General features: G+C 53.8%; 18 protein-coding genes. 9 read left to right on the forward strand and 9 right to left on the reverse strand.

Annotation, left to right across the window (positions count from 1 at the left end):
- The first annotated feature begins 73 nt into the window (after nt 1-73).
- On the forward strand, nt 74-2,818 hold the full coding sequence (gyrA, locus tag Q4544_RS00535; protein ID WP_303503150.1) for a DNA gyrase subunit A: 2,745 nt from the start codon (nt 74-76) through the stop codon (nt 2,816-2,818).
- A gap of 63 nt (nt 2,819-2,881) precedes the next feature.
- Here gyrA and Q4544_RS00540 read toward each other — a convergent pair whose 3' ends face one another.
- From Q4544_RS00540 to Q4544_RS00550, 3 genes are all read right to left on the reverse strand, one after another.
- On the reverse strand, nt 2,882-4,357 hold the full coding sequence (locus tag Q4544_RS00540; RefSeq protein WP_303503151.1) for a carboxypeptidase M32: 1,476 nt from the start codon (nt 4,355-4,357) through the stop codon (nt 2,882-2,884).
- 3 nt (nt 4,358-4,360) lie between these two features.
- Nucleotides 4,361-5,500, reverse strand: a complete 1,140-nt coding sequence (gene ctaA, locus Q4544_RS00545; protein ID WP_303503152.1) for a heme A synthase — start codon at nt 5,498-5,500, stop codon at nt 4,361-4,363.
- 124 nt (nt 5,501-5,624) lie between these two features.
- Complete coding sequence (locus tag Q4544_RS00550; RefSeq protein WP_303503153.1) at nt 5,625-6,371, reverse strand: RNA methyltransferase; 747 nt, start codon at nt 6,369-6,371, stop codon at nt 5,625-5,627.
- A 117-nt stretch (nt 6,372-6,488) separates the two neighbouring features.
- On the opposite strand from Q4544_RS00550, the gene Q4544_RS00555 reads away from it, so the two are divergent.
- Together Q4544_RS00555 and Q4544_RS00560 are read left to right on the forward strand one after the other, a co-directional pair.
- Complete coding sequence (locus Q4544_RS00555) at nt 6,489-6,818, forward strand: TfoX/Sxy family protein (protein ID WP_303503155.1); 330 nt, start codon at nt 6,489-6,491, stop codon at nt 6,816-6,818.
- A gap of 66 nt (nt 6,819-6,884) precedes the next feature.
- Nucleotides 6,885-7,505, forward strand: coding sequence for a thiamine phosphate synthase (locus tag Q4544_RS00560; protein WP_303503156.1), 621 nt, complete (start codon nt 6,885-6,887; stop codon nt 7,503-7,505).
- Between the two features lie 59 nt (nt 7,506-7,564).
- Here the strand turns inward: Q4544_RS00560 and Q4544_RS00565 are convergent, their stop codons facing one another.
- The gene (locus Q4544_RS00565; protein ID WP_303503158.1) at nt 7,565-8,704 is read right to left on the reverse strand and encodes a HupE/UreJ family protein; all 1,140 of its coding nucleotides are present in this window, start codon (nt 8,702-8,704) and stop codon (nt 7,565-7,567) included.
- On the opposite strand from Q4544_RS00565, the gene Q4544_RS00570 reads away from it, so the two are divergent.
- The 4 genes from Q4544_RS00570 to Q4544_RS00585 all read left to right on the forward strand — a co-directional run bounded on the left by Q4544_RS00570 (nt 8,703) and on the right by Q4544_RS00585 (nt 12,163).
- Nucleotides 8,703-9,491 carry a DUF4198 domain-containing protein gene (locus Q4544_RS00570; RefSeq protein ID WP_303503160.1) on the forward strand — a complete coding sequence of 263 codons (789 nt, stop codon included), beginning with the start codon at nt 8,703-8,705 and terminating at the stop codon, nt 9,489-9,491. The genes Q4544_RS00565 and Q4544_RS00570 overlap by 2 nt on opposite strands.
- Nucleotides 9,492-9,536: 45 nt before the next feature.
- The gene (locus Q4544_RS00575) at nt 9,537-10,430 is read left to right on the forward strand and encodes a PfkB family carbohydrate kinase (protein ID WP_303503162.1); all 894 of its coding nucleotides are present in this window, start codon (nt 9,537-9,539) and stop codon (nt 10,428-10,430) included.
- Nucleotides 10,427-11,341, forward strand: a complete 915-nt coding sequence (locus Q4544_RS00580; RefSeq protein WP_303503163.1) for a pseudouridine-5'-phosphate glycosidase — start codon at nt 10,427-10,429, stop codon at nt 11,339-11,341. Before Q4544_RS00575 ends, Q4544_RS00580 begins: the two co-directional genes overlap by 4 nt.
- Nucleotides 11,342-11,413: 72 nt before the next feature.
- Complete coding sequence (locus Q4544_RS00585; RefSeq protein ID WP_303503165.1) at nt 11,414-12,163, forward strand: DUF502 domain-containing protein; 750 nt, start codon at nt 11,414-11,416, stop codon at nt 12,161-12,163.
- Nucleotides 12,164-12,165: 2 nt separating this feature from the next.
- On the opposite strand, the gene Q4544_RS00590 is transcribed toward Q4544_RS00585, so the two are convergent.
- On the reverse strand, nt 12,166-13,191 hold the full coding sequence (locus Q4544_RS00590; protein WP_303503167.1) for a patatin-like phospholipase family protein: 1,026 nt from the start codon (nt 13,189-13,191) through the stop codon (nt 12,166-12,168).
- Between the two features lie 87 nt (nt 13,192-13,278).
- Complete coding sequence (locus tag Q4544_RS00595) at nt 13,279-14,052, reverse strand: 3-hydroxybutyrate dehydrogenase (protein WP_303503169.1); 774 nt, start codon at nt 14,050-14,052, stop codon at nt 13,279-13,281.
- 294 nt (nt 14,053-14,346) lie between these two features.
- On the opposite strand from Q4544_RS00595, the gene Q4544_RS00600 reads away from it, so the two are divergent.
- Nucleotides 14,347-16,164, forward strand: a complete 1,818-nt coding sequence (locus Q4544_RS00600) for an extracellular solute-binding protein (RefSeq protein WP_303503171.1) — start codon at nt 14,347-14,349, stop codon at nt 16,162-16,164.
- Nucleotides 16,165-16,281, forward strand: a complete 117-nt coding sequence (locus tag Q4544_RS00605) for an entericidin EcnA/B family protein (RefSeq protein ID WP_303503173.1) — start codon at nt 16,165-16,167, stop codon at nt 16,279-16,281. It begins immediately after the preceding gene.
- A gap of 79 nt (nt 16,282-16,360) precedes the next feature.
- Here the strand turns inward: Q4544_RS00605 and Q4544_RS00610 are convergent, their stop codons facing one another.
- From Q4544_RS00610 to Q4544_RS00620, 3 genes are read right to left on the reverse strand one after another with little or no spacing between them, the layout of a single operon-like run.
- Nucleotides 16,361-17,713, reverse strand: a complete 1,353-nt coding sequence (locus tag Q4544_RS00610; RefSeq protein ID WP_303503175.1) for a cytochrome P450 — start codon at nt 17,711-17,713, stop codon at nt 16,361-16,363.
- The gene (locus tag Q4544_RS00615) at nt 17,710-18,921 is read right to left on the reverse strand and encodes a hypothetical protein (protein ID WP_407063019.1); all 1,212 of its coding nucleotides are present in this window, start codon (nt 18,919-18,921) and stop codon (nt 17,710-17,712) included. Before Q4544_RS00615 ends, Q4544_RS00610 begins: the two co-directional genes overlap by 4 nt.
- A gap of 57 nt (nt 18,922-18,978) precedes the next feature.
- Entirely contained in the window at nt 18,979-19,728 is a 750-nt protein-coding gene (locus Q4544_RS00620; protein ID WP_303503177.1) for a cytochrome c biogenesis CcdA family protein, read from the reverse strand.
- Between the last annotated feature and the right edge of the window lie 53 nt (nt 19,729-19,781).

Genomic DNA, 19,781 nt, shown 5'->3' on the forward strand with positions numbered 1-19,781 from the left:
TGCACCCTATATCCAGCGTCTGTTATAAAAGTGACAACAAAATCTAGACGTCTCAGAGAAGCGAGCACCTCACGTGAGCGACACGCCAGAAACACCTGAAAACGAAGAAGAAAACACTGTCACGCGCATGGAGCATGACGGTCCTTCGGTAAGCATCGAAGAAGAAATGCGCACAAGCTATCTCGATTACGCGATGAGCGTAATCGTAAGCCGTGCGATTCCCGACCTGCGGGACGGTCTGAAACCGGTTCACCGACGTATTCTTTACGCCATGCACGAGACAAACAATACGCACGACAAGTCGTATCGTAAGTCTGCACGTCCTGTTGGCGACGTTATGGGTAAATATCACCCTCACGGTGATGGTGCGATCTACGACGCGCTGGTGCGTATGGCGCAAGATTTCTCGATGTCACTGCCGCTTCTCGACGGTCAGGGTAACTTTGGCTCAATGGACGGCGATAACCCGGCTGCGATGCGTTATACCGAAGTCCGCATGGACAAACCGGCCGCATTTGTATTGGCCGATATTGATAAAGACACCGTAGACTTCCAAGACAACTACGACGGCAAAGACCGTGAACCAACGGTACTGCCTGCACGTTTCCCGAATATGTTGGTTAACGGTGCTGGTGGTATCGCGGTTGGTATGGCGACAAACATTCCGCCCCATAACTTGGGCGAAGTTTGCGAAGCCACGCTTGCGTTGATTGAAAACCCTGACCTGACCAGCGAAGAGCTGATCGACTATGTCCCAGGTCCGGACTTCCCGACCGGTGGCATTATGTTGGGCCGTTCTGGCGCGCGTAAAGCCTATTTGGAAGGTCGCGGCAGCGTTATCATTCGCGCAAAAACTCGCGTCGAAGAGATCAGGAAAGACCGCTACGCCATTGTTATTGATGAAATTCCTTATCAAGTGAACAAAGCTGCGATGATCGAAAAAATCGCGGAACAAGTCCGCGAGAAAAAGGTCGAAGGCGTTTCCCACGTTCAAGATGAATCAGATCGGAACGGCGTGCGCGTTGTTGTTGAACTGAAACGCGATGCGACAGCGGAGGTGGTTCTAAACCAACTCTTCCGTTTCACATCCATGCAGACCTATTTTGGTTGCAACATGCTGGCCCTAAACGGCGGCCGCCCTGAGCAATTAACCCTGCGTGCGTTTTTAACTTCTTTCATCGACTTCCGCGAAGAAGTTGTAGCGCGCCGGACGGCGTTTGAATTGCGCAAAGCACGCGAGCGCAGCCATATCCTGTGTGGTTTGGCCGTTGCTGTATCAAACGTTGACGAAGTTGTCGCAACGATCCGTGCCTCTGCCGATGCCGCCGAAGCGCGCGCTAAATTGATGGAACGCCGTTGGCCCGCAGCCGACATCGCGGCCTACATCCGTTTGATCGACGATCCAACGCACACGATGAATGACGACGGCACATATAACCTGTCCGAAGCGCAAACCCGCGCGATCTTGGAATTGCGTTTGCAGCGCCTAACGCAACTGGGTGTGTCCGAAGTCACGGACGAGCTAGAAGAACTTGCAGGTAAGATCAAAGAATACCTTGAAATCCTAGGATCGCGCGAGCGTATCATGGGCTTGATCGCCGCAGAGGTCACTGAAGTAAAAGACAAATTCTCTGTCCCGCGTCGTACTGAGATCGTCGATTGGTCTGGCGACATGGAAGACGAGGATCTGATTGAACGCGAAGATATGGTCGTGACGATCACGTCTGGCGGCTACATCAAACGTACAGCACTGGCCGACTTCCGCGCGCAAAAACGCGGCGGCAAAGGTCTGTCTGGCATGCAGACCAAAGAAGAAGACGTTGTCACAACGCTCTTTGTAGCGAACACGCACACGCAGCTTTTGTTCTTTACGACTGATGGGATGGCATACAAGCTGAAAACCTGGCGCTTGCCGTTGGGTGGCCGGACGTCAAAAGGCAAAGCGATTGTGAATATTCTGCCGATCCCGACAGGTGTTTCGATTGCCGCCATTATGCCAGTGGATCGCGATGAGGATGAGTGGAACGATCTGCAAATCATCTTTGCAACCTCTGCAGGAGATGTGCGCCGTAACGCCCTGAGCGACTTCACAAATGTCAAACGCAACGGCAAGATCGCGATGAAATTGCCAGAGGGTGTAGAGCTGGTAAATGCGCGGATCGCAACAGAAGACGACGACGTCATGCTGGTTACGAATTCCGGCCGCGCCATTCGTTTCCCAACAACAGACGTTCGTGTGTTTAAAGGCCGAGATTCAACAGGTGTACGTGGCATTCGTTTGAATAACGATGATCGCGTGGTTTCCATGTCCATCATCCGCCATTTCGAAGCATCGGCTGATGAACGAGCGGCTTATCTGAAAATGCGTCGCGCCGTTTCTGGTGCCGTTGATGAAGAAGCAAGCAACGACGAAGACGGCAACGAAAACGCAAGCATCTCTCAAGAACGCTATGCGGAGATGTCTGCGGCTGAAATGTTGATCCTTACGATCACTTCCGGCGGTTCTGGTAAATTGTCGAGCTCGCATGATTACCCTGTCCGCGGTCGTGGTGGCATGGGCGTTGCTGCGATGGACAAAGCAATGCGCGGTGGTGAGTTGGTTGCGTCCTTCCCAGTTGAAATGCCGGATCAAATCATGCTGGCCACATCCAAAGGCCAATCAATCCGTGTTCCGGTTGATGGGATTTCGTTCCGGTCACGGTCTGCTGGCGGCGTAAAAGTATTTAACACGGGTAAAGGCGAAGAAGTCGTTTCCGTGGCTTGGATTGCTGAACAGAATGACGAAGTCGAAGACGCAGAGATCGTCAGCGAAGAGTAAACTTCGCGCACTGACCTAAAAGAAAAACCCGCATCTTTGTGTTCTAAGATGCGGGTTTTTTATTTATAAATCATATAGTTCTTGGAACTTCTTCTCTAGATAGTTGAGCATCGGCTCCGGCGTTGGGGACATTCCGCTTGCGTGGGCGATTGTCTCTTGCGGTGATCTTAGACCACCGTGTTGCTGAAGGTTTTCGCGCAACCAACTTGTCGCATTGGATGTGCTCCCAGCTCTAAGCTGTTCATCTAATTGCGGAATATCGGTTCTTAATGCTTCGTGCAGACAGCCGGCATACAAGTTCCCCAAGGCATATGTTGGGAAATAGCCAAATAGTCCAACGGACCAATGCACATCCTGCAAAACGCCGTTGCTTGGTTTATCAACCGCATAGCCAAAATCAGCCAAGAAACGATCATTCCAAGCGGTCTCGAGGTCATTGACCTCTAGATCGCCCGCCATCAACGCGCGCTCTAGATCAAAGCGTAGCATAACATGCAGATTATACTGGATTTCATCCGCTTCAGTCCGGATGTAACCGCGATTGACACGATTGACCGCAGCGTAGAAAGCATCCTCACTCGCAATTCCAAAATCACCAAAGGCGTCGCGCATTTGGCCGTAAATCCAACCGGTAAACGCACGTGAGCGACCCAATTGGTTTTCATAAATCCGACTTTGGCTTTCGTGAACACCCATCGAAACGCCCTGCCCGATTGGCGTCAAAAGATATGCGTTATCAATACCTTGCTCATAACATGCATGGCCAACTTCGTGGATCGTTGAATAGAAGCAATTGAATGGATCATCTTCACTGACACGCGTTGTGATCCGAACATCAAGACCAGAGCCAGAGCTAAACGGATGCACGGCTTTATCGATGCGACCATGGTCAAAATCGTAACCAAACGCCGCTGCGAGTTTATCGGACAGCGCCAACTGTGCAGCTTCTGGGAAATGGCCTGTCAGCGCTTGGGGTGCAGGCGCATCCAGAACTGCGGCGCGTAAGGTCACCAGACGCGGACGCATGGTGTTGAACATCTCTGCCAACTTGGCGGCTGTCATGTCGGGTTCATAGTCATCCAACAGCGCGTCATATAGGTCGCCACCCTCTGCCAGCGCTTGCGCCTCTTCGCGTCTTAGACGGACAACGTCCTGTAAAATAGGCAAAAATGCCTTTGTATCCTCGTTTGCACGGGCTTCGGCCCATTGGCCTTGCGCCAGGCTGGTCACCTTTGCCAGCTCTGCCGCCAATGCAGCCGGAACCTTTTGCGTACGCGCGTAGGATTTGCGGATATGGCGCATTTGGCTTTGGCCAACTAGATCAAGATCTGCGTCGTTGATCGTGGCGAGCCATTCTCCGACGCGTGGGTCGATACGGCGGGCGTGCAGCATGTTTTCCATCGCGGCCATCTCTTCACCGCGTTGGGGCGCAGCGGCGCGGGGCATCATGGTTTCTTGGTCCCAGCCAAGGCGACCTGCTACTTGTGCCAGAGCTTCGGTTTCTTTCTGAAACATCATCAACGCGTTGAAGTCATTCATAATTTACGCCTCACGAATGGAAGTTGTGACAGGATAATGTGCCAAGAAACGCGCGCGCAGGATCAAGACCCAAAGCGTGACCGCGATGATTTGATGGATGATCGCCAACTGCCAAGGTGCGACATAGAGAACTGTCATGATGCCAAGGGCAATCTGCAAGGCCAATGTGGCCATAACTGCGTTGAATGCAAAGCGCGTGGTTTTGTGTGTGGACCCAAGTCCGCGGCGCCAAACGACGATGGCGAATGCGACCAAAACATATCCCCACATCCGGTGCATAAACTGCACAAGTCCCGGATTTTCAAAGAAATTTGTCCATGCAGGCGACATGTGGAACATGTCTGGTGGCAAGAAGGTTCCGGCCATTAAGGGCCAATCTGTAAAGGTGCGGCCGGCGTCGATACCAGCGACCAAAGCGCCTAATAGGATTTGAATGAAAGACGCGTGCAGTAAGCCTGTGGAAAGACTGAACAATTTGGCCTCTTTACCACGACGGGCTTGCATCAGGTCGCGCTCTTCGCGACCAAGAAGGAAGACGTACCACGCAATAAATCCAAGGATTACAAAGGCTAAGCCAAGATGAATCGCCAAACGGTAAGACGCCACGTCAAGCCGTTCACCACCTAGACCAGAGGAGACCATCCACCAACCAATCGCACCCTGCAGGCCGCCCAAGGCGCCAATAAGGATCAGGCGACCAGTCCAACCTGTTGGAATCTTTCGAGTAATTGCAAAGCCAAGGAATCCAACAGCCCAAACAAGACCAATAAAACGACCAAGTTGGCGGTGACCCCATTCCCACCAGTAGATGTTTTTGAACTCAGAAAGGGTCATCCCTTTGTTTTGTAACTGATATTCCGGGATCTGTTGGTATTTCTCAAACTCGGACTGCCAGGTCGCGTCGTCCATCGGAGGGATGGCACCGGTGACCGGTTTCCATTCTGTGATCGACAATCCACTGTCTGTCAGACGGGTTAAACCGCCTACAGCAATCATCAAAACAACCATAGAAAACAATATGATAAGCCATGCGCGTATCCCACGACGAGCCCCTTTAGGCGCACGATCAATGGCCCCTGTTGTTGGCGTTGCAGGCGTTTGCTGGTCGCTGACGTCTTCGAAAATACTGCGCTTTTGGCTCATGGTCTTGTCCTTGCGGTTTGCGCGGAGATTAGGCCGCAGCAAACCCAGCTTCAAGCCATGAAACGCTGGATTAATACCTTGTAAATGTGGAAATTCGTACGATTCCCGGGCTGAAACGTACGTTTCAGTCTTTGCGCTCTTTCCAACGCACCATTTGGCGCATCATGCCATGCAGCATCTGCACATCGGCGCGGGTCATTGGCATGCGCGACCACATATTACGCAGGTTCAATTTCATGCTCTCGGCTTTGTGCTCTGGAAAGAAAAAGCCCGCGTCATCCATGCGCTCTTCGTAGTGGTTGGCCAATGCTTCGACTTCGGACTGAACCGCCCAATCGGTTTTCGCCATCTCGACACGTTCTGGGGCGACCTCGACTTGGCCGCGCATCCATTCGTAAGAGGTGAGTAACACGCATTGTGCCAGATTTAACGAAGCGTACTCTGGGTTTACCGGCACATTAATAATGGCGTTGGCTGGCGCGATGTCTTCGTTTTCTAATCCAGAGCGTTCTGGACCAAACAACACAGCCACTTTTTCACCCGCTGCGATTTTTTCGCGTGCGACACCCATGGCATGTTCTGGGGTCATGACCGGTTTGGTCAAATCACGCGCGCGGGCGGTTGTCGCAAAGACATAGGTGCAGTCGTCAATGGCATCGGCGACCGATGTGCAAATCTTGGCCTCGTCCAACAAACGCCCTGCTCCTGATGACATGGCGACTGCTTTTTGATTTGGCCAACCATCGCGCGGATTGACGATGCGCATCCGGTCCAAGCCGAAATTCCACATGGCACGCGCCGCGCCGCCGATGTTTTCGCCCATCTGAGGGCGCACAAGCACGATGGCAGGCTGTGGGGTTCCGACGGGCATCAACTGTCTCCTATTCCGATCTTTGCGCTCTTACCCAAGGGACCCTTGCAAAACAAGCGCTCATGCTTTTTCTTGATCTAAATACCTAAAATTCCACAGTTCAGAAAAGAGACCCCAATGGCATATGACGAAGGACATCTCGCCCTTTTGCGCGACGATTTGATTGACGATCCGGGCATTGCCGAGAAAAAGATGTTTGGTGGCATTTGTTTTATGTTGAACGGCAATATGCTGTGCGGCGTTCACAAAGGCGGCGGGATGTTTCGCGTGGGCAAAGAGCTAGAGGCGGATGCTTTGGCGATTGAAGGCGCGAGTGAGATGGCGTTTACCAAACGTCGGATGCCGGGATTTATTGATGTAAACGAAGATCTTATCGAAGATGATGCGCGGCGGCATCAAATGCTGGCTTTGGCAAAAACTTATGTTGGGGCCATGCCCGCTAAATAAAGGCAAAGATAGCCAAAGCGTGAAAACCCCGGTATAGGGGCGGAAAAGACGTCCAGGAAATTAGACATGTCCGATCTCGAGCAACCACAAATCTATCTGATCACCCCACCTGAAATCGAATTGAGCCAGTTTCCAGATCAATTGGCCCGCGTTCTGGATAGCACTGATATTGCTTGCGTGCGAGTTGCCCTCGCGACGCGCGATGAGGACCGGTTGAGCCGGGCCGCAGATGCAGTGCGCGAAGTTTGCTATCCTCGCGACATCGCATTGGTGATCAGCGAGCATGTGCTTTTGGCGGAACGTCTAGGCTTGGATGGCGTGCATTTGACTGATGCGGCGCGTTCTGTACGCAAGGTGCGCAAAGATTTGGGTGACGATGCGATTGTAGGCACGTTTTGTGGTGCGTCCCGTCATGATGGCATCACTGCCGGTGAAATCGGTGTGGATTACGTAAGCTTTGGTCCCGTGGCGCAAACACCGCTTGGCGATGGATCGGTTGCAGAATTTGATACCTTTGAATGGTGGTCGCAGATGATCGAAGTTCCGGTTGTGGCCGAAGGTGCGCTGGATGTTGATATTATTCGCAAGCTAGCCCCTGTGACCGATTTCTTTGGCATCGGCGAAGAAATTTGGCGCGCGGATGATCCGGCGGTACAGCTTGCGACCTTTATACAGGCTATGAAGTAAGGCGGATTTCCCCGCCTTTACAGTTTCTTACATGACATCCTGAATGTGGCGCGTGATCTTTAGAGGAACACGCGTTCGATGAACCAATATGCGCCAACCAATGCAATGACTGCGGAGGCTGGGTTGGCGATGGCCTTGCGGTACCACGGTTTGCGACCAAACCAGAGGCCCACGGCAAGGAAGGCCACGGCGATAACGGTTAGTTGGCCGACTTCAACGCCGATGTTAAAGCCGATCAATGCTGGGATGATCTGCCCGCTTGGCAGGCCGAATTCACCAAGGACGGTGGCAAAGCCTAGACCGTGTAATAGGCCAAATCCAAAGACAAACAGCGGTCTGGATGGGCTGTTGCCTTTGGACAGGATATTTTCAACACCCACGTAGACGATGCTAGCAGCGATGATGGGTTCGACAATGCTGCCGGGAATTGTGACCCAGCCCATGACGCCAAGTGCCAGTGTGACTGTATGGGCCAGCGTGAAGGCGGAGACCTGCCATAGCAGCGCGCTGAGTTTCAGCGATAGGAAGAACAGGCCAAGCACGAATAGGATGTGATCAAGGCCTTGTGGCACGATGTGGTCAAAGCCGACGGGAATGTAGGAAGCAAAGACGCGCCAGCTGGATTGTTCGCCACCACCTGATACGGGAATCGCGGGGCTGGTGTCGCCGCCTTGTAAGATGCCGGTGTAGGGGTCTTCGACTCCCTGTTGGCGCAGAACAAATGCGCCGTAGCCCTGCCCCCACGCGACTGTGATGTTGCGGGTATTTTCGGGCAGTTGCGCGGTGAATGTCGCGAGGCTGAGGCGGGCGACTTCGGGAATGGATGCGGCTGGGGTTTGAACGCTATCTAGGGTGAGTGGAATGGCGGTTTCATTGGCGGCAAGCGTTAGGCCCTGTAGGAAGCTGTCGCTTTGTGCTTTGAATTCATTGGCGATTTCATCACCGGGTCGATCTTGCAAGGTTTCGTACCGGTCGGCTTCTGTGGCTTCGTCTGTGTCGGTGAGTGCATCAAGGTCGAGGCCTGCTAGAAAGGCCTCGGCGTTGAGACGCAGGGTGAGTTCGGCTTTGCCATCGGTGACGGTCAGATCCGCGATTGTCGGGTTCAGCTCGTGCGCGGTGGCGGGATGTGCCACCATAAGCGTTGACAAAATCAGCCATGAGGCCAGCTTGTGGGCAAAAGAATTTAGGAATCGTGTCATGCGTCTGCTCGGAATTGTTGTGTTGTCAGTTATGGCGGCGAAATCAGCGTTTGCCCATGAGTTTTGGATTGAACCCCAAACTTATCAAGTTGCCCTGGGGCAAGAGGTGGTGGCAAACCTGCGAAATGGGCAGGAGTTTAACGGCGGGTCGTTGAGTTGGTTTGATCATCGAAAGCTCCGGTCTGAGGCGCGTATGGACGGTGTTGACGCGCTGGTTGGACGTGACGGTGATTTGCCCGCCATACAGTATACGCCTGAGGACGCCGGTTTATTGCGTTTGGTGCATAAAACAGTGATGGACCGGATCACCTATAAAGAGGCTGAGAAGTTTGGTGCCTTTGTTGAGCATAAGGATTTGGATACGTCAGCCCTGCCCGCGCCGGTCTATCCGTTCAAAGAAGGTTACACGCGGTTTGTGAAATCCTTGATCGCTGTGGGTGATGCGCAGGGGCAAGATGATGTTGCCGGATTAGAGATTGAGTTTCTGGCGTTAAAGAACCCCTATGTCGATGATCTATCTGATGGTTTGCCGGTGCGGCTGATCTATCAGGGTGTGCCGCGCGGGAATGCGCAGGTGGAGGTGTTTGAGAAGTCACCTGATGGCGAGGTATTGATCACCTTATTGCGTACGGATGCGCAGGGAGAGGCCGTTGTGGCGGTGAAACCCGATCATAGTTATCTGTTGGATTCTGTAGTGTTGCGTTTGCCCACGGCCGATATTGCTGAGGAAAAAGGCATCGTCTGGGAGACCCTATGGGCTGCAATGACTTTTGCGGTGCCAAAGTAGGCTTCTGATCTTGCCATGTTAGCGCTTTAACGCCACAAGCGAGACATGAGTGACACACATGATATTCTGTGCATCGGCTCTGTGCTTTGGGATGTGATTGGCCGCGCGCCAGTTCACATGCGGCAAGGGTCAGATGTGGCGGGACGTATTACCCGCATTCCCGGTGGCGTGGCGATGAATATCGGCATGACCCTTTCGCGATTTGGCCTAAAGGCGTCTTTGCTAACTGCGGTTGGCCGTGACCCTGAAGGTGACGAGTTGATCATGGCCTGCGAAGAGTTGGGGCTTGATGCGTTTCATGTTTACCGGTCAGAAGATTTGCCAACTGATCGCTATATGGCGGTCGAAGGGGCGAATGGCCTGATTGCTGCGATTGCAGATGCGCATTCACTGGAAGCGGCTGGTGACAAGATTTTGCGCCCGTTGATGAATGGCGTTCTAGGCAGTGATGACGCGCCTTATGAAGGGTTCATTGCATTGGATGGCAATTTGACCCAGCGCTTGTTGGAAAACATCGCGGTCAGCCCTGCCTTTGCGAAGGCTGATCTGCGTGTAGCGCCTGCAAGCCCGGGCAAGGCAGAACGGTTGCTGCCGTTTTTGGTGCATCAGCGGGCCGTGCTTTACGTGAACCTCGAAGAAGCGGGTCTTTTGTGTCAGACCGAATTTGAAACATCCGAAGCGGCTGCACTTGGGCTATTGGAACGCGGTGCCAAGCGCGCCTTGGTGACCGATGGCGGCAATAGCGCCAGCGATGCGACAGGTGACGGTGTGCTGACACAGCAACCGCCTGCCGTGATGGTCACACGGGTGACTGGCGCGGGTGATACATTTATGGCGGCGCATATCGCTGCTGAAAAAGACGGTTCTGACCGATCTGAAAGTTTAAACCGCGCGCTAAAGGCCGCGGCAAGTTATGTCTCTGGTGGGAGCCCTAAATGAGCCTATTCGTATTATCGCCTGACGTGGCTGCGGCCAAAGAGGCGGGCACGCCAATTGTGGCGTTGGAAAGCACAATTATCACCCATGGGATGCCCTACCCGCAGAACGTCGAAGTGGCGCGTCGCGTCGAAGCGACCGTACGTGCCGAAGGCGCAGTACCGGCAACAATCGCTGTTTTGAATGGTGTTTTGCACATTGGCTTAACGGATGCCGAGCTAGAGCAACTGGCGACAGCCAAAGACGTGATGAAAGTGTCACGAGCTGATATGCCCGTGTGCATGGCCGCTGGGCGCAATGGCGCGACAACGGTTGCAGCCACGATGATTGCTGCGGACTTGGCTGGTATTTCTGTTTTCGCAACAGGCGGTATTGGCGGCGTTCACAAGGGTGCCGAAGAAAGCTTTGACGTATCTGCCGATTTGTTGGAACTGGCGGCCACACCTGTGACTGTTGTTGCGGCTGGTGCCAAGGCGATTTTGGACATCCCTAAGACGCTGGAAGTGTTGGAAACACATGGCGTTCCTGTGATTGCTTATGGCCAAGATGCCTTTCCGGCGTTTTGGTCTGCGGGCTCTGATCTAGCGGCACCTTTGCGGTTGGACACAGCCGAAGAGATCGCCGCAGCGCATGCTATGCGGGGCCGTATGGGCCTGCCTGGTGGTCAATTGGTTGCAAACCCAATTCCAGCAGCGGATGAAATTCCTGCGGCGGATTTGGCACCGATCATTGCCCAAGCCACAGCCGAGGCGGATGCGCAGGGTGTGACGGGCAAAGGTGTGACGCCTTTCTTGCTGGGTCGTATTTTCGAATTGACCGAGGGGCGCTCGCTTGAGGCGAATATTGCCTTGGTTCTGAACAACGCAAAACTGGCCGCACAGATCGCTGCGCGCCTTAATAATATGGCAGGTTAGGCAAATCCCGCGCTGCATCAGTTGAAGCAGCGCGTAAAACACCTTATTTAGCCACTAAACAACGGGCGCCACATGACCACACCATTTGATGAACAACCAAAACTACCTCGTCCCGGTCTATTGGCTGGGTTGAGAACCTCGTTCCTGACGGGTCTTGTGGTGATCGCCCCTGTGGCCTTTACCATTTGGTTGCTGTGGTCATTTATTGGCTGGGTTGATGGGTTTGTGTTGCCCTTTGTGCCAGAGTTTTATCAGCCTGATAATCTGGTGCGCTATGTCATCGGTGTGGAGCGCTACAATGCGTGGATTGGCGAAGGCAATTCGATCAACATCCGCGGCGTTGGCGTTGTTTTCTTTTTACTGTTCACCGTGTTTATGGGTTGGATCGCAAAGGGTCTGATCGGCAGATCCATGATCCGCTATGGCGAAAACCTAGTGGGTCGGATGCCAGTGGTGCGGTCTATCTATTCTGGTGTGAAACAGATCGCGGAAACCGTATTTGCGCAGGCAGATCGCAGCTTTGAAAAGGCGTGTTTGATCGAATACCCGCGCAAAGGGATTTGGGCGGTTGGTTTTATCTCGACCCCGGCCAAAGGTGAAATCAGCGCGCGCACGCCGGACAATGGCCAGCTGTTGTCTGTGTTTGTGCCGACAACGCCAAACCCGACATCGGGTTTTCTGCTGTATTTCCCTGAAAGCGATGTGATCGAATTGGACATGTCGGTTGAGGATGCTGCAAAGCTGGTGATCTCGGCCGGGCTTGTGTACCCAAATTCCAAAGACCCCAGCGAGCCGGTTGAAACAGCCAAAGCGGCTGAGTGATCTCAGCCGTAGATTTCCGTCAAATTCACAGAGCTTTCGCGCCCTAGCTTTGCGCGATGCTGTTCTAAAAAGCCTTTGGCCGCGCGTTCGCCTGCGGCCTTAAGCTCGTTCAGGATGGCGGGGATGGGTACCATTTTGGTGGTGGCCGACAGATCGTTCATCAGATCGTCATCGGCAATCATATGCACTTTGACGTCTTTCATCTGGCCGGGCTTCATGGCGCCGTCTTTGATCAACCGCTGCGCAAAGGAAATCGCGCGGAGTTCGCCTAAGAGCGCGCTGTTAAAGCTGATCTCATTCATCCGCGATTGGATTTGTTGCGGGGTCACGGGCGTGGCTTCGCGTTCAATCGGGTTGATATTCACAATCACCAGATCATCCGGCAAGCTTTGATCAAACAACGGCCAAAGCGCTGGGTTGCCTGTATAGCCGCCATCCCAAAACGCATCGCGACGACCGGTTTTAAGATCATCTATTTCCACAGCTTGGAAAACGGTGGGCAAACACGCCGAGGCCAAGAGCACATCTGTGCTGATCTCGGCACCACGAAAGACGCGGGCTTTGCCAGTTCGGACGTTTGTTGCGCAAATGAACAGCTTTAGCCCATCATCTGAGCAGACCTTTTCATAGTGAAACTCCTGCGCAATAGACTTCAAAGGATTGCTATAAAACGGCCCATAGGCATAGGGCGACATCAAGCGGCTCGCCATATCTGCCATCATGAATGGCATGGAATATTCAAGCGCTTTGGACACAAAGGATGGGCCATAAGAGCTTAACCATTCTGGGAACCCTGCCCCGGATTGCGCGCCCATTTTCTTCCATAGCCAATCAAGGTTTTCGCGCGCGCCCTCGTGACCGCCACTTAGCATGCCTGCCTTTAAGGCCGCGCCGTTTAGAGCGCCAGCTGATGTGCCTGAGACCGCTGAAATCTCGATGTCTGGCTCCTGCAAGAGCACATCTAATACGCCCCAGGTAAAAGCCCCATGCGCACCGCCGCCTTGCAGCGCCAGATTGATCTTAATCACAGGCCCACCTCTTCATCTTTCCAAAAATACTCTGGGGGTTTGGGGGCAAAGCCCCCAAGTGCTCAAATGTAGTGAAGCACACGCGCCCTAAAGCGCGGTCCAGCCGCCATCAATGCTGATCGTCGTACCCGTGATCTGAGCCGCTGCATCAGAACATAGGAACACGGCTGTGCCGCCCATTTGCTCAACCGTGGCGAATTCTTTGGATGGCTGGCGCTTGAGCATGACGTTTTTGATCACTTCTTCGCGGCTCATGTCATATTCCTTCATCGTGTCAGGAATCTGCGCCTCAACCAGTGGCGTCAAAACATAGCCCGGGCAAATGGCGTTACATGTGATCGGCTCTTGTGCCGTTTCTAGGGCAACCGTTTTGGTCATGCCGACAACACCGTGTTTGGCCGCGACATAGGCCGCTTTATAGGGGGATGCAGTCAGACCGTGGGCAGAGGCGATGTTCACCACCCGGCCCCAGCCCCGTTCACGCATCACGGGCAAAGCGGCTGCCATGGTGTGAAAGGCTGAGTTCATATTAATGGCAATAATCGCGTCCCACTTGTCTGCTGGGAATTCATCAATCGGCGCGACATGCTGGATGCCTGCGTTATTGATCAGAATATCGCAGCCACCTGCATCGGTGATCAGTTGGCGGCATTCGTCGCCTTTGGACATGTCTGCTTTGATATATCGCGCAACTACGCCAAATTCCTCGGCAATACTGGCGGCCAATGCATGGTCTTCGTCGCGATCCGTGAAAGAATTCAACACAACAGACGCGCCAGCGCGGGCCATTTCCCGAGCAACGCCCAGACCGATTCCCGAATTAGAACCTGTGATGACAGCTGTCTTACCTTGCAAACTCATGCTCAATCCCTTGCTGATTTAATGCTGGGGGAACATAGCATGCTGCACTCGCAAAATAAGGGGAAATCAAACAAGTCAGCACCTTGTGAAGAGCCGTTCTGCCAAAAAAAAACGCCCGCACGAAGCGGGCGTAAAGTTATTGAGGCAGGTTTCATACAGGCAAGAAACCTATCGAGCAGTGACATCTTTATAAGCAATGTCGCGCCGAGAGTCCAAGCTAAAAGTTTGATAAGGCTGGAATCCCTCGTTACGGTTCATTCAAAGAAACAAGGGCAAAGAGGGATTGTTCAGAGCATGAGATCAATTAGTTTCCGAAGACAGTTACAAAAAGGAGCCGCTTTGGCTCTTATTTTCTTGGGCACTTCGGCCCTTGCCGAGCCCAAACATGGCATAGCTATGTATGGCGAACCCGCCTTGCCACCGGATTTTGTGTCCTTGCCCTATGCCAACCCGGACGCACCCAAAGGTGGGCGATTCGTCACCGGGAACAATGGTGGCTTTGATTCGCTTAACCCATATATCCGCCAAGGATCAGTGCCTTGGCAGCTTAGATTCTTTGCATCAGAATCACTTATGGGCCGCAGCCGGGGCGAACCTTTTGGTCTTTATGGGCTTTTGGCCGAGACAATTGAGACAGGACCGAATCGCGAATGGGTTGAATTTACCCTGCGCCCAGAGGCAAAGTTTTGGGATGGCACCCCTGTGACTGTCGAGGATGTGATCTGGTCCTACGAAACGTTGGGCACGGTTGGGCACCCGCGCTATCTGGGGTTCTGGAAAAAAGTCGATAAGATTGAACAGACCGGTGACCGTTCAGTGCGCCTGACCTTTAATGTTGAAGACCGCGAGTTGGCACTGATCGCTGGCCTGCGTCCGATCCTGAAAAAGGCACAGTGGGAGGGCAAGGACATCAACGACAGCACGTTGCAAGATGTGCCGATGACCACCTCGCCCTATATGGTCACTGACTTTGAGGCCAACCGCTATGTCACCCTAACGCGGAACCCAGATTATTGGGGCAAAGACGTGCCTTTCCGTCGCGGCACCCATAACTTTGACGAAATTCGCATTGATTTTTACGGCGATGGTTCGGTTCTGTTTGAGGCGTTTAAAGCCGGTGAATTCAGCTATTTCCGCGAATTTAATGCGGAAAGCTGGGCGAGCAATTATAACTTTGACCGCGTAGAAAACGGCGACATCATCAAGGCTGAAATTCCGCATCAAAAGCCATCTGGCATTACGGGTTTGGTGTTGAATACACGTAATGCGCCGCTGGATGACATCCGCGTGCGCGATGCACTGACCCATGCGTTTAACTTTGAGTTCATCAACGACACGCTGACCGGTGGGCGCCAGCCACGTATCACCTCGTTTTTCAGCAATTCTATCTTGTCGATGGATCATGGCCCCGCCGAAGGGCGCGTTGCTGACTTCTTAGCACCTTATGCGGATGTCCTGCCTGAAGGCGCGATTGAGGGCTACACCCTGCCCGTTTCTGACGGCACTGCGCGCAATCGCAGCAACATCCGAAAGGCCACTGCCCTGATGGCAGAGGCCGGTTATACGGTGCAAGACGGCGTAATGACCTCGGCAGATGGCAAACCGTTTGAGTTGAACGTTCTGCTACGCCAAGGCGACACAGAAACCGCTACGGTTGTTGATATTTACCAAGGTGCGCTGGATCGGTTGGGGATCAAACTGAACATTGATGTGGTGGATGGAGCACAGCATACCGAACGCACAAACAGCTTTGATTTTGATATGGCCTACTATCGTCGCGCGGTTTCGTTAAGCCCTGGCAATGAACAGAACCTTTATTGGGGCTCTGCGGCTGCGGATCAACCGGGGTCACGTAACCAGATGGGTGCAAAATCTCCGGCGATTGACGGGCTGATCAACGAAATGCTGAACGCCAAGGACCAAGAGGACTTTGTCGCAGCGACCAAGGCGCTGGATCGTACGCTGACGGCTGGTCGTTATGTGATCCCGTTCTGGAATTTCGCGGTAGGCCGGATTGCTCATGTGAAGGAAATCAAGTATCCGGAAACCCTTCCAATCTATGGCGATGGCGTCGATTGGATGCCGCACAGTTGGTGGTATGAGGATAAATAAATGAAGGCGACAGCTCTCATTCTAACCCTATGCGCAGCCCTCGCGGGCTGTGCAACGGTCGAAGGCATAGGCGATGATATTTCAGGCGGCGCGCGGCGCGTGTCTGGGTGGTTCTAAGCTTCATCTTTCCAGAAATACTCCGGGGAGGAGGCTGAACTTGCTTCAGCCGGAGGGGCAGCGCCCCTCTTCTTCCCGGTTATTTGCGTTTCTCTAGGCGCAGCCAAATCCCATCTTTACTACGTACAGTCAGATGCGCGACGGGCACCGGATCTTTGCCTTTCACCGCCGTGATTTTGTAATCGCGTAGGATCATCGACAAGATCAACACCCCTTCGACCATCGCAAACCCTGCCCCGGTGCAAACGCGCGACCCTGCTGAGAATGGCATATAGGCATCCCGCGCGCAGGTTTTGCCGTTTTCGGTGTCCCAGCGGGTTGGGTCAAACCCATCTGGATTGTCCCAAAGACGCTCGTGCCGATGGAGATGCCAAGGCGACAGCACCATTTGCGAGCCGGATTTGATGTCGCGCTCGCGAAAGGTTTCGGGGGCACTGTTTTGGCGTACCATCATGGGCACTGGTGGATAGAGACGCAGGGATTCCCGAAAGACATCGCGGCTGAGTTTTAGCGATCTGATTACGGAAAAATCGCAAGTTGTCAGTGCCTTGGCTTCTTCTGCGACTTTCTCTTGCCAGTCTGGAAATAGCGCCATCAGATACAGCGTCCAGGCCAAGGCAGAGGCGCTTGTTTCATGGCCTGCGAGGAAGAAGATCGCGACTTGATCGACCATTTCATCTGCTGAAAACGTCTCGCCTGTTTCGGGATCGACCGTTGTCATGATCTTAGTAGCCAGATCATCCGGTGCGGTGCCTGCTTTGATTTCTGCCATGCGGTCATCGGTCAATTGCTTGATCAATGCGCGGATGGTTTTGGCTGTTTCTTTGGTGCGACGGCTGAAAAAACGCGGCATCCATTTGGGCAGCGGGACAAAGGCTGCGATGTTTAGGATAGGTTGGCTGCGTTGATAGTCGCGGAATTGGGTGAAGACCTGACTGGCGATTTCATGTTCGATTGGGATCGAAAACAACGTGCGAAAGATCACGTCCGCTGCCGTATGGCTGGTTTCTTCCTCTATCTCGTAATCTTTGCCGGTGTGATTGGCCAGTCTTGCCACGCTGGCCTCTGCCGCGTCCCACATGGCGGGGAATGTATCGCGTAGGCGTCCGCCTTCGAATGCGGGATCAATGATGCGGCGTTGACGTTTCCATACGTCGCCGTTGGTTAGAAAGACGGAATTGCCTAGGAGCGGACGCAGCCCTTCGGAGACACGGCCGGATTTTGGGAAATCGTCGGGGCGATCTTTGAGCAGCGTTTTTACAAGGTCTGGCTGGTTGATCAGGTAGGACCGGAAAAACGGCGTTCGGAATTCTGCCATCCACGCGCGATACAGCCGTTGGGGTTGGGCCGATAACAAATCCTGTTTGAACAGCTTGGCATATTGCCGGAGCGAGACTTTGTTGGGCCGTGTGGGTGGCTTTGGCGGGATCATGCGGCCATCTCGGTGAATTTATTGACCGGATCTGTGATCATGGAATTGGATGGTTTGCGGCCTTGGAACCTATCGCCAAGAGTTTGGGGGCCTGCGGTGATTTGGAAATAGTCGTAGCTGCCGGGGTTATCGAAGGCGCAGAGGTATTGAAAATGTAGGCGGAAGAATTTCCAGCGGAGTTCTTTCCAGCGTTCGGCACTTAGCGTCTGGGTGAAGGCCGCAGAGATGACCAAAGGCCAACGTTTTCCGATACTTGGCGCGACACCGCTAACGGCGACTGGATCGCATAGCGCGAAGGCGCAGCCATCGCCGGGGGCCGTGACATCAACCCAAGAGAGTTCATCGCGTTGACTGAGAAAAGCCAGATCGCGACGAAGGCGCTTTGCCTCTGGCAGAAAGGACACCATCGGGACCACCTGCCCTAAGGACAGGAATGACAGTACGGGGCCGTCTGGTTTTACGTGATCTGCGCGGATGAGATCAGAGAGCACTGATACTGCGAGATGCGCGCCGGAGCTGTGGCCAACGACAAGCACCTCGTCGACATCTTCGGTCAGAGCGTCAGCGATGCGGGCGGTAAATTCGGCCATGCGCGCCTCTAGCTCGGGCGGGTTCGCGCCTTTGGTGGAGGCGGAATAGGCGTAGTCGTGCATGAGGTAATAGGCAAAGAACTTGTTGTCCTTTTTCTTGAACCAATTCAGTAGGCCGGGAACGATTACGAGGCCCGCAAAGCCTGTCCACCATGGGAGAAACATGGTGATCAGCTTGCCAAGGCCATAGGCCGCGAGCAGTGACAGGATCAGTTGAACCAGAAGGAAAACAACAGGATAGAGTGCGGCAATAACTGGACCTTTGCGCAGTTTCATCAACCGCCAGAGCGCGCCCGACCCAATGTAGCACCACGCTGTGCGCGCGAGTTGCATGTAGGTGGCTAACACGCCAACCTCCATACTGTCGCGTACGATGTCGGCCCAAACCAGGACTTCGACATCAGCCGTTGTGTCGGTGCCGTCTATTTGGCCTTGGACTCGCCAGCCATAAGTTCCCTTGGTCTGTTTGGGTTGCAGAGCAATGTCATATCCCGAAATCGCGGCTTGGGCTGCACCTTCTTTGCGGTACAGCTCGCGGTAGCGGCGCGGGTGGATCGGATCATATCCGGGAATGTAAAACACCCGGCGACGTGTAACGTTAGACATTGGCTTGGCCATACTCTCTGCTCTCTCCTGCGCGTTATAGATGCGGCAGTTTGAGAAGAGACTAACGCCTTATCCGAGCAGCGCCAAGGCTGGGAATGCTTCGAGCAGCCAATAGGAGAAGGCTGCGAAGCCGCCGGTCAGCATCAAGAGGCCGATTGTCCAGAGAAGCAAGCCCATGATGCGCTCGATTTGTTCCATGTGGCGCTTCATCCAGCCCATGACACCGGTGAGGCGTGGCAGGAAGGCCGCGACCAATAGGAACGGCACGCCAAGGCCAAAGGCATAGATGGCGAGCAGTAGTGTGCCGCGGGTGATGGATGCCTCTGAGGCGGCCATGGATAGGATCGCGCCAAGCTGTGGGCCGATGCAGGGCGTCCAGCCAAAGGCAAAGGCGAGACCAAGGATGTAAGCGCCAAAGGCACTGCCGCCACGGTCGCCCACGTCAATGCGTGCTTCGCGGTCAAGGAAACCAATGCGATAGACGCCGATGAAATGCGCACCAAAGATCATCACGAGGATACCGGCAAGGGTGTTAAACCATTGTTGGTATTCAAGAAATAACGTTCCGATGGCGGATGCGGTGAATCCTAACAGCAAGAAGACGGTAGACAGGCCCAGTACAAAAAAGATCGCGGGCATCATGGCTTTGTTTTTGGCTTTGCCTTCGGACAGGTCCGTGACGGAGACGCCGCTCATGTAAGCCAGATACGGTGGCACGATGGGCAGCACGCAGGGGCTGAGGAACGAGATGAACCCAGCGGCAAGCGCGATGAACATGGCGGGCAGCAGAGCTGCGTCTATGATTTCAAATCCGAACATATGACTCACATAAGTGATCTGGGCTGGCGCGTCACGCGACAGATGATCACAAC

It is taken from the genome of Cognatishimia sp. 1_MG-2023 (genome assembly GCF_030548175.1).
GTDB lineage: Bacteria > Pseudomonadota > Alphaproteobacteria > Rhodobacterales > Rhodobacteraceae > Cognatishimia.

Coding starts and splice junctions, on each gene's coding strand:
- Q4544_RS00540 (WP_303503151.1), bottom strand. CDS start 4,357: ATGAATGACTTCAACGCGTTGATGATGTTTCAGAAAGAAACCGAAGCT.
- ctaA (WP_303503152.1), bottom strand. CDS start 5,500: ATGAGCCAAAAGCGCAGTATTTTCGAAGACGTCAGCGACCAGCAAACG.
- Q4544_RS00550 (WP_303503153.1), bottom strand. CDS start 6,371: ATGCCCGTCGGAACCCCACAGCCTGCCATCGTGCTTGTGCGCCCTCAG.
- Q4544_RS00555 (WP_303503155.1), top strand. CDS start 6,489: ATGGCATATGACGAAGGACATCTCGCCCTTTTGCGCGACGATTTGATT.
- Q4544_RS00560 (WP_303503156.1), top strand. CDS start 6,885: ATGTCCGATCTCGAGCAACCACAAATCTATCTGATCACCCCACCTGAA.
- Q4544_RS00570 (WP_303503160.1), top strand. CDS start 8,703: ATGCGTCTGCTCGGAATTGTTGTGTTGTCAGTTATGGCGGCGAAATCA.
- Q4544_RS00565 (WP_303503158.1), bottom strand. CDS start 8,704: ATGACACGATTCCTAAATTCTTTTGCCCACAAGCTGGCCTCATGGCTG.
- Q4544_RS00575 (WP_303503162.1), top strand. CDS start 9,537: ATGAGTGACACACATGATATTCTGTGCATCGGCTCTGTGCTTTGGGAT.
- Q4544_RS00580 (WP_303503163.1), top strand. CDS start 10,427: ATGAGCCTATTCGTATTATCGCCTGACGTGGCTGCGGCCAAAGAGGCG.
- Q4544_RS00585 (WP_303503165.1), top strand. CDS start 11,414: ATGACCACACCATTTGATGAACAACCAAAACTACCTCGTCCCGGTCTA.
- Q4544_RS00595 (WP_303503169.1), bottom strand. CDS start 14,052: ATGAGTTTGCAAGGTAAGACAGCTGTCATCACAGGTTCTAATTCGGGA.
- Q4544_RS00600 (WP_303503171.1), top strand. CDS start 14,347: ATGAGATCAATTAGTTTCCGAAGACAGTTACAAAAAGGAGCCGCTTTG.
- Q4544_RS00605 (WP_303503173.1), top strand. CDS start 16,165: ATGAAGGCGACAGCTCTCATTCTAACCCTATGCGCAGCCCTCGCGGGC.
- Q4544_RS00610 (WP_303503175.1), bottom strand. CDS start 17,713: ATGATCCCGCCAAAGCCACCCACACGGCCCAACAAAGTCTCGCTCCGG.
- Q4544_RS00615 (WP_407063019.1), bottom strand. CDS start 18,921: ATGGCCAAGCCAATGTCTAACGTTACACGTCGCCGGGTGTTTTACATT.
- Q4544_RS00620 (WP_303503177.1), bottom strand. CDS start 19,728: ATGTTCGGATTTGAAATCATAGACGCAGCTCTGCTGCCCGCCATGTTC.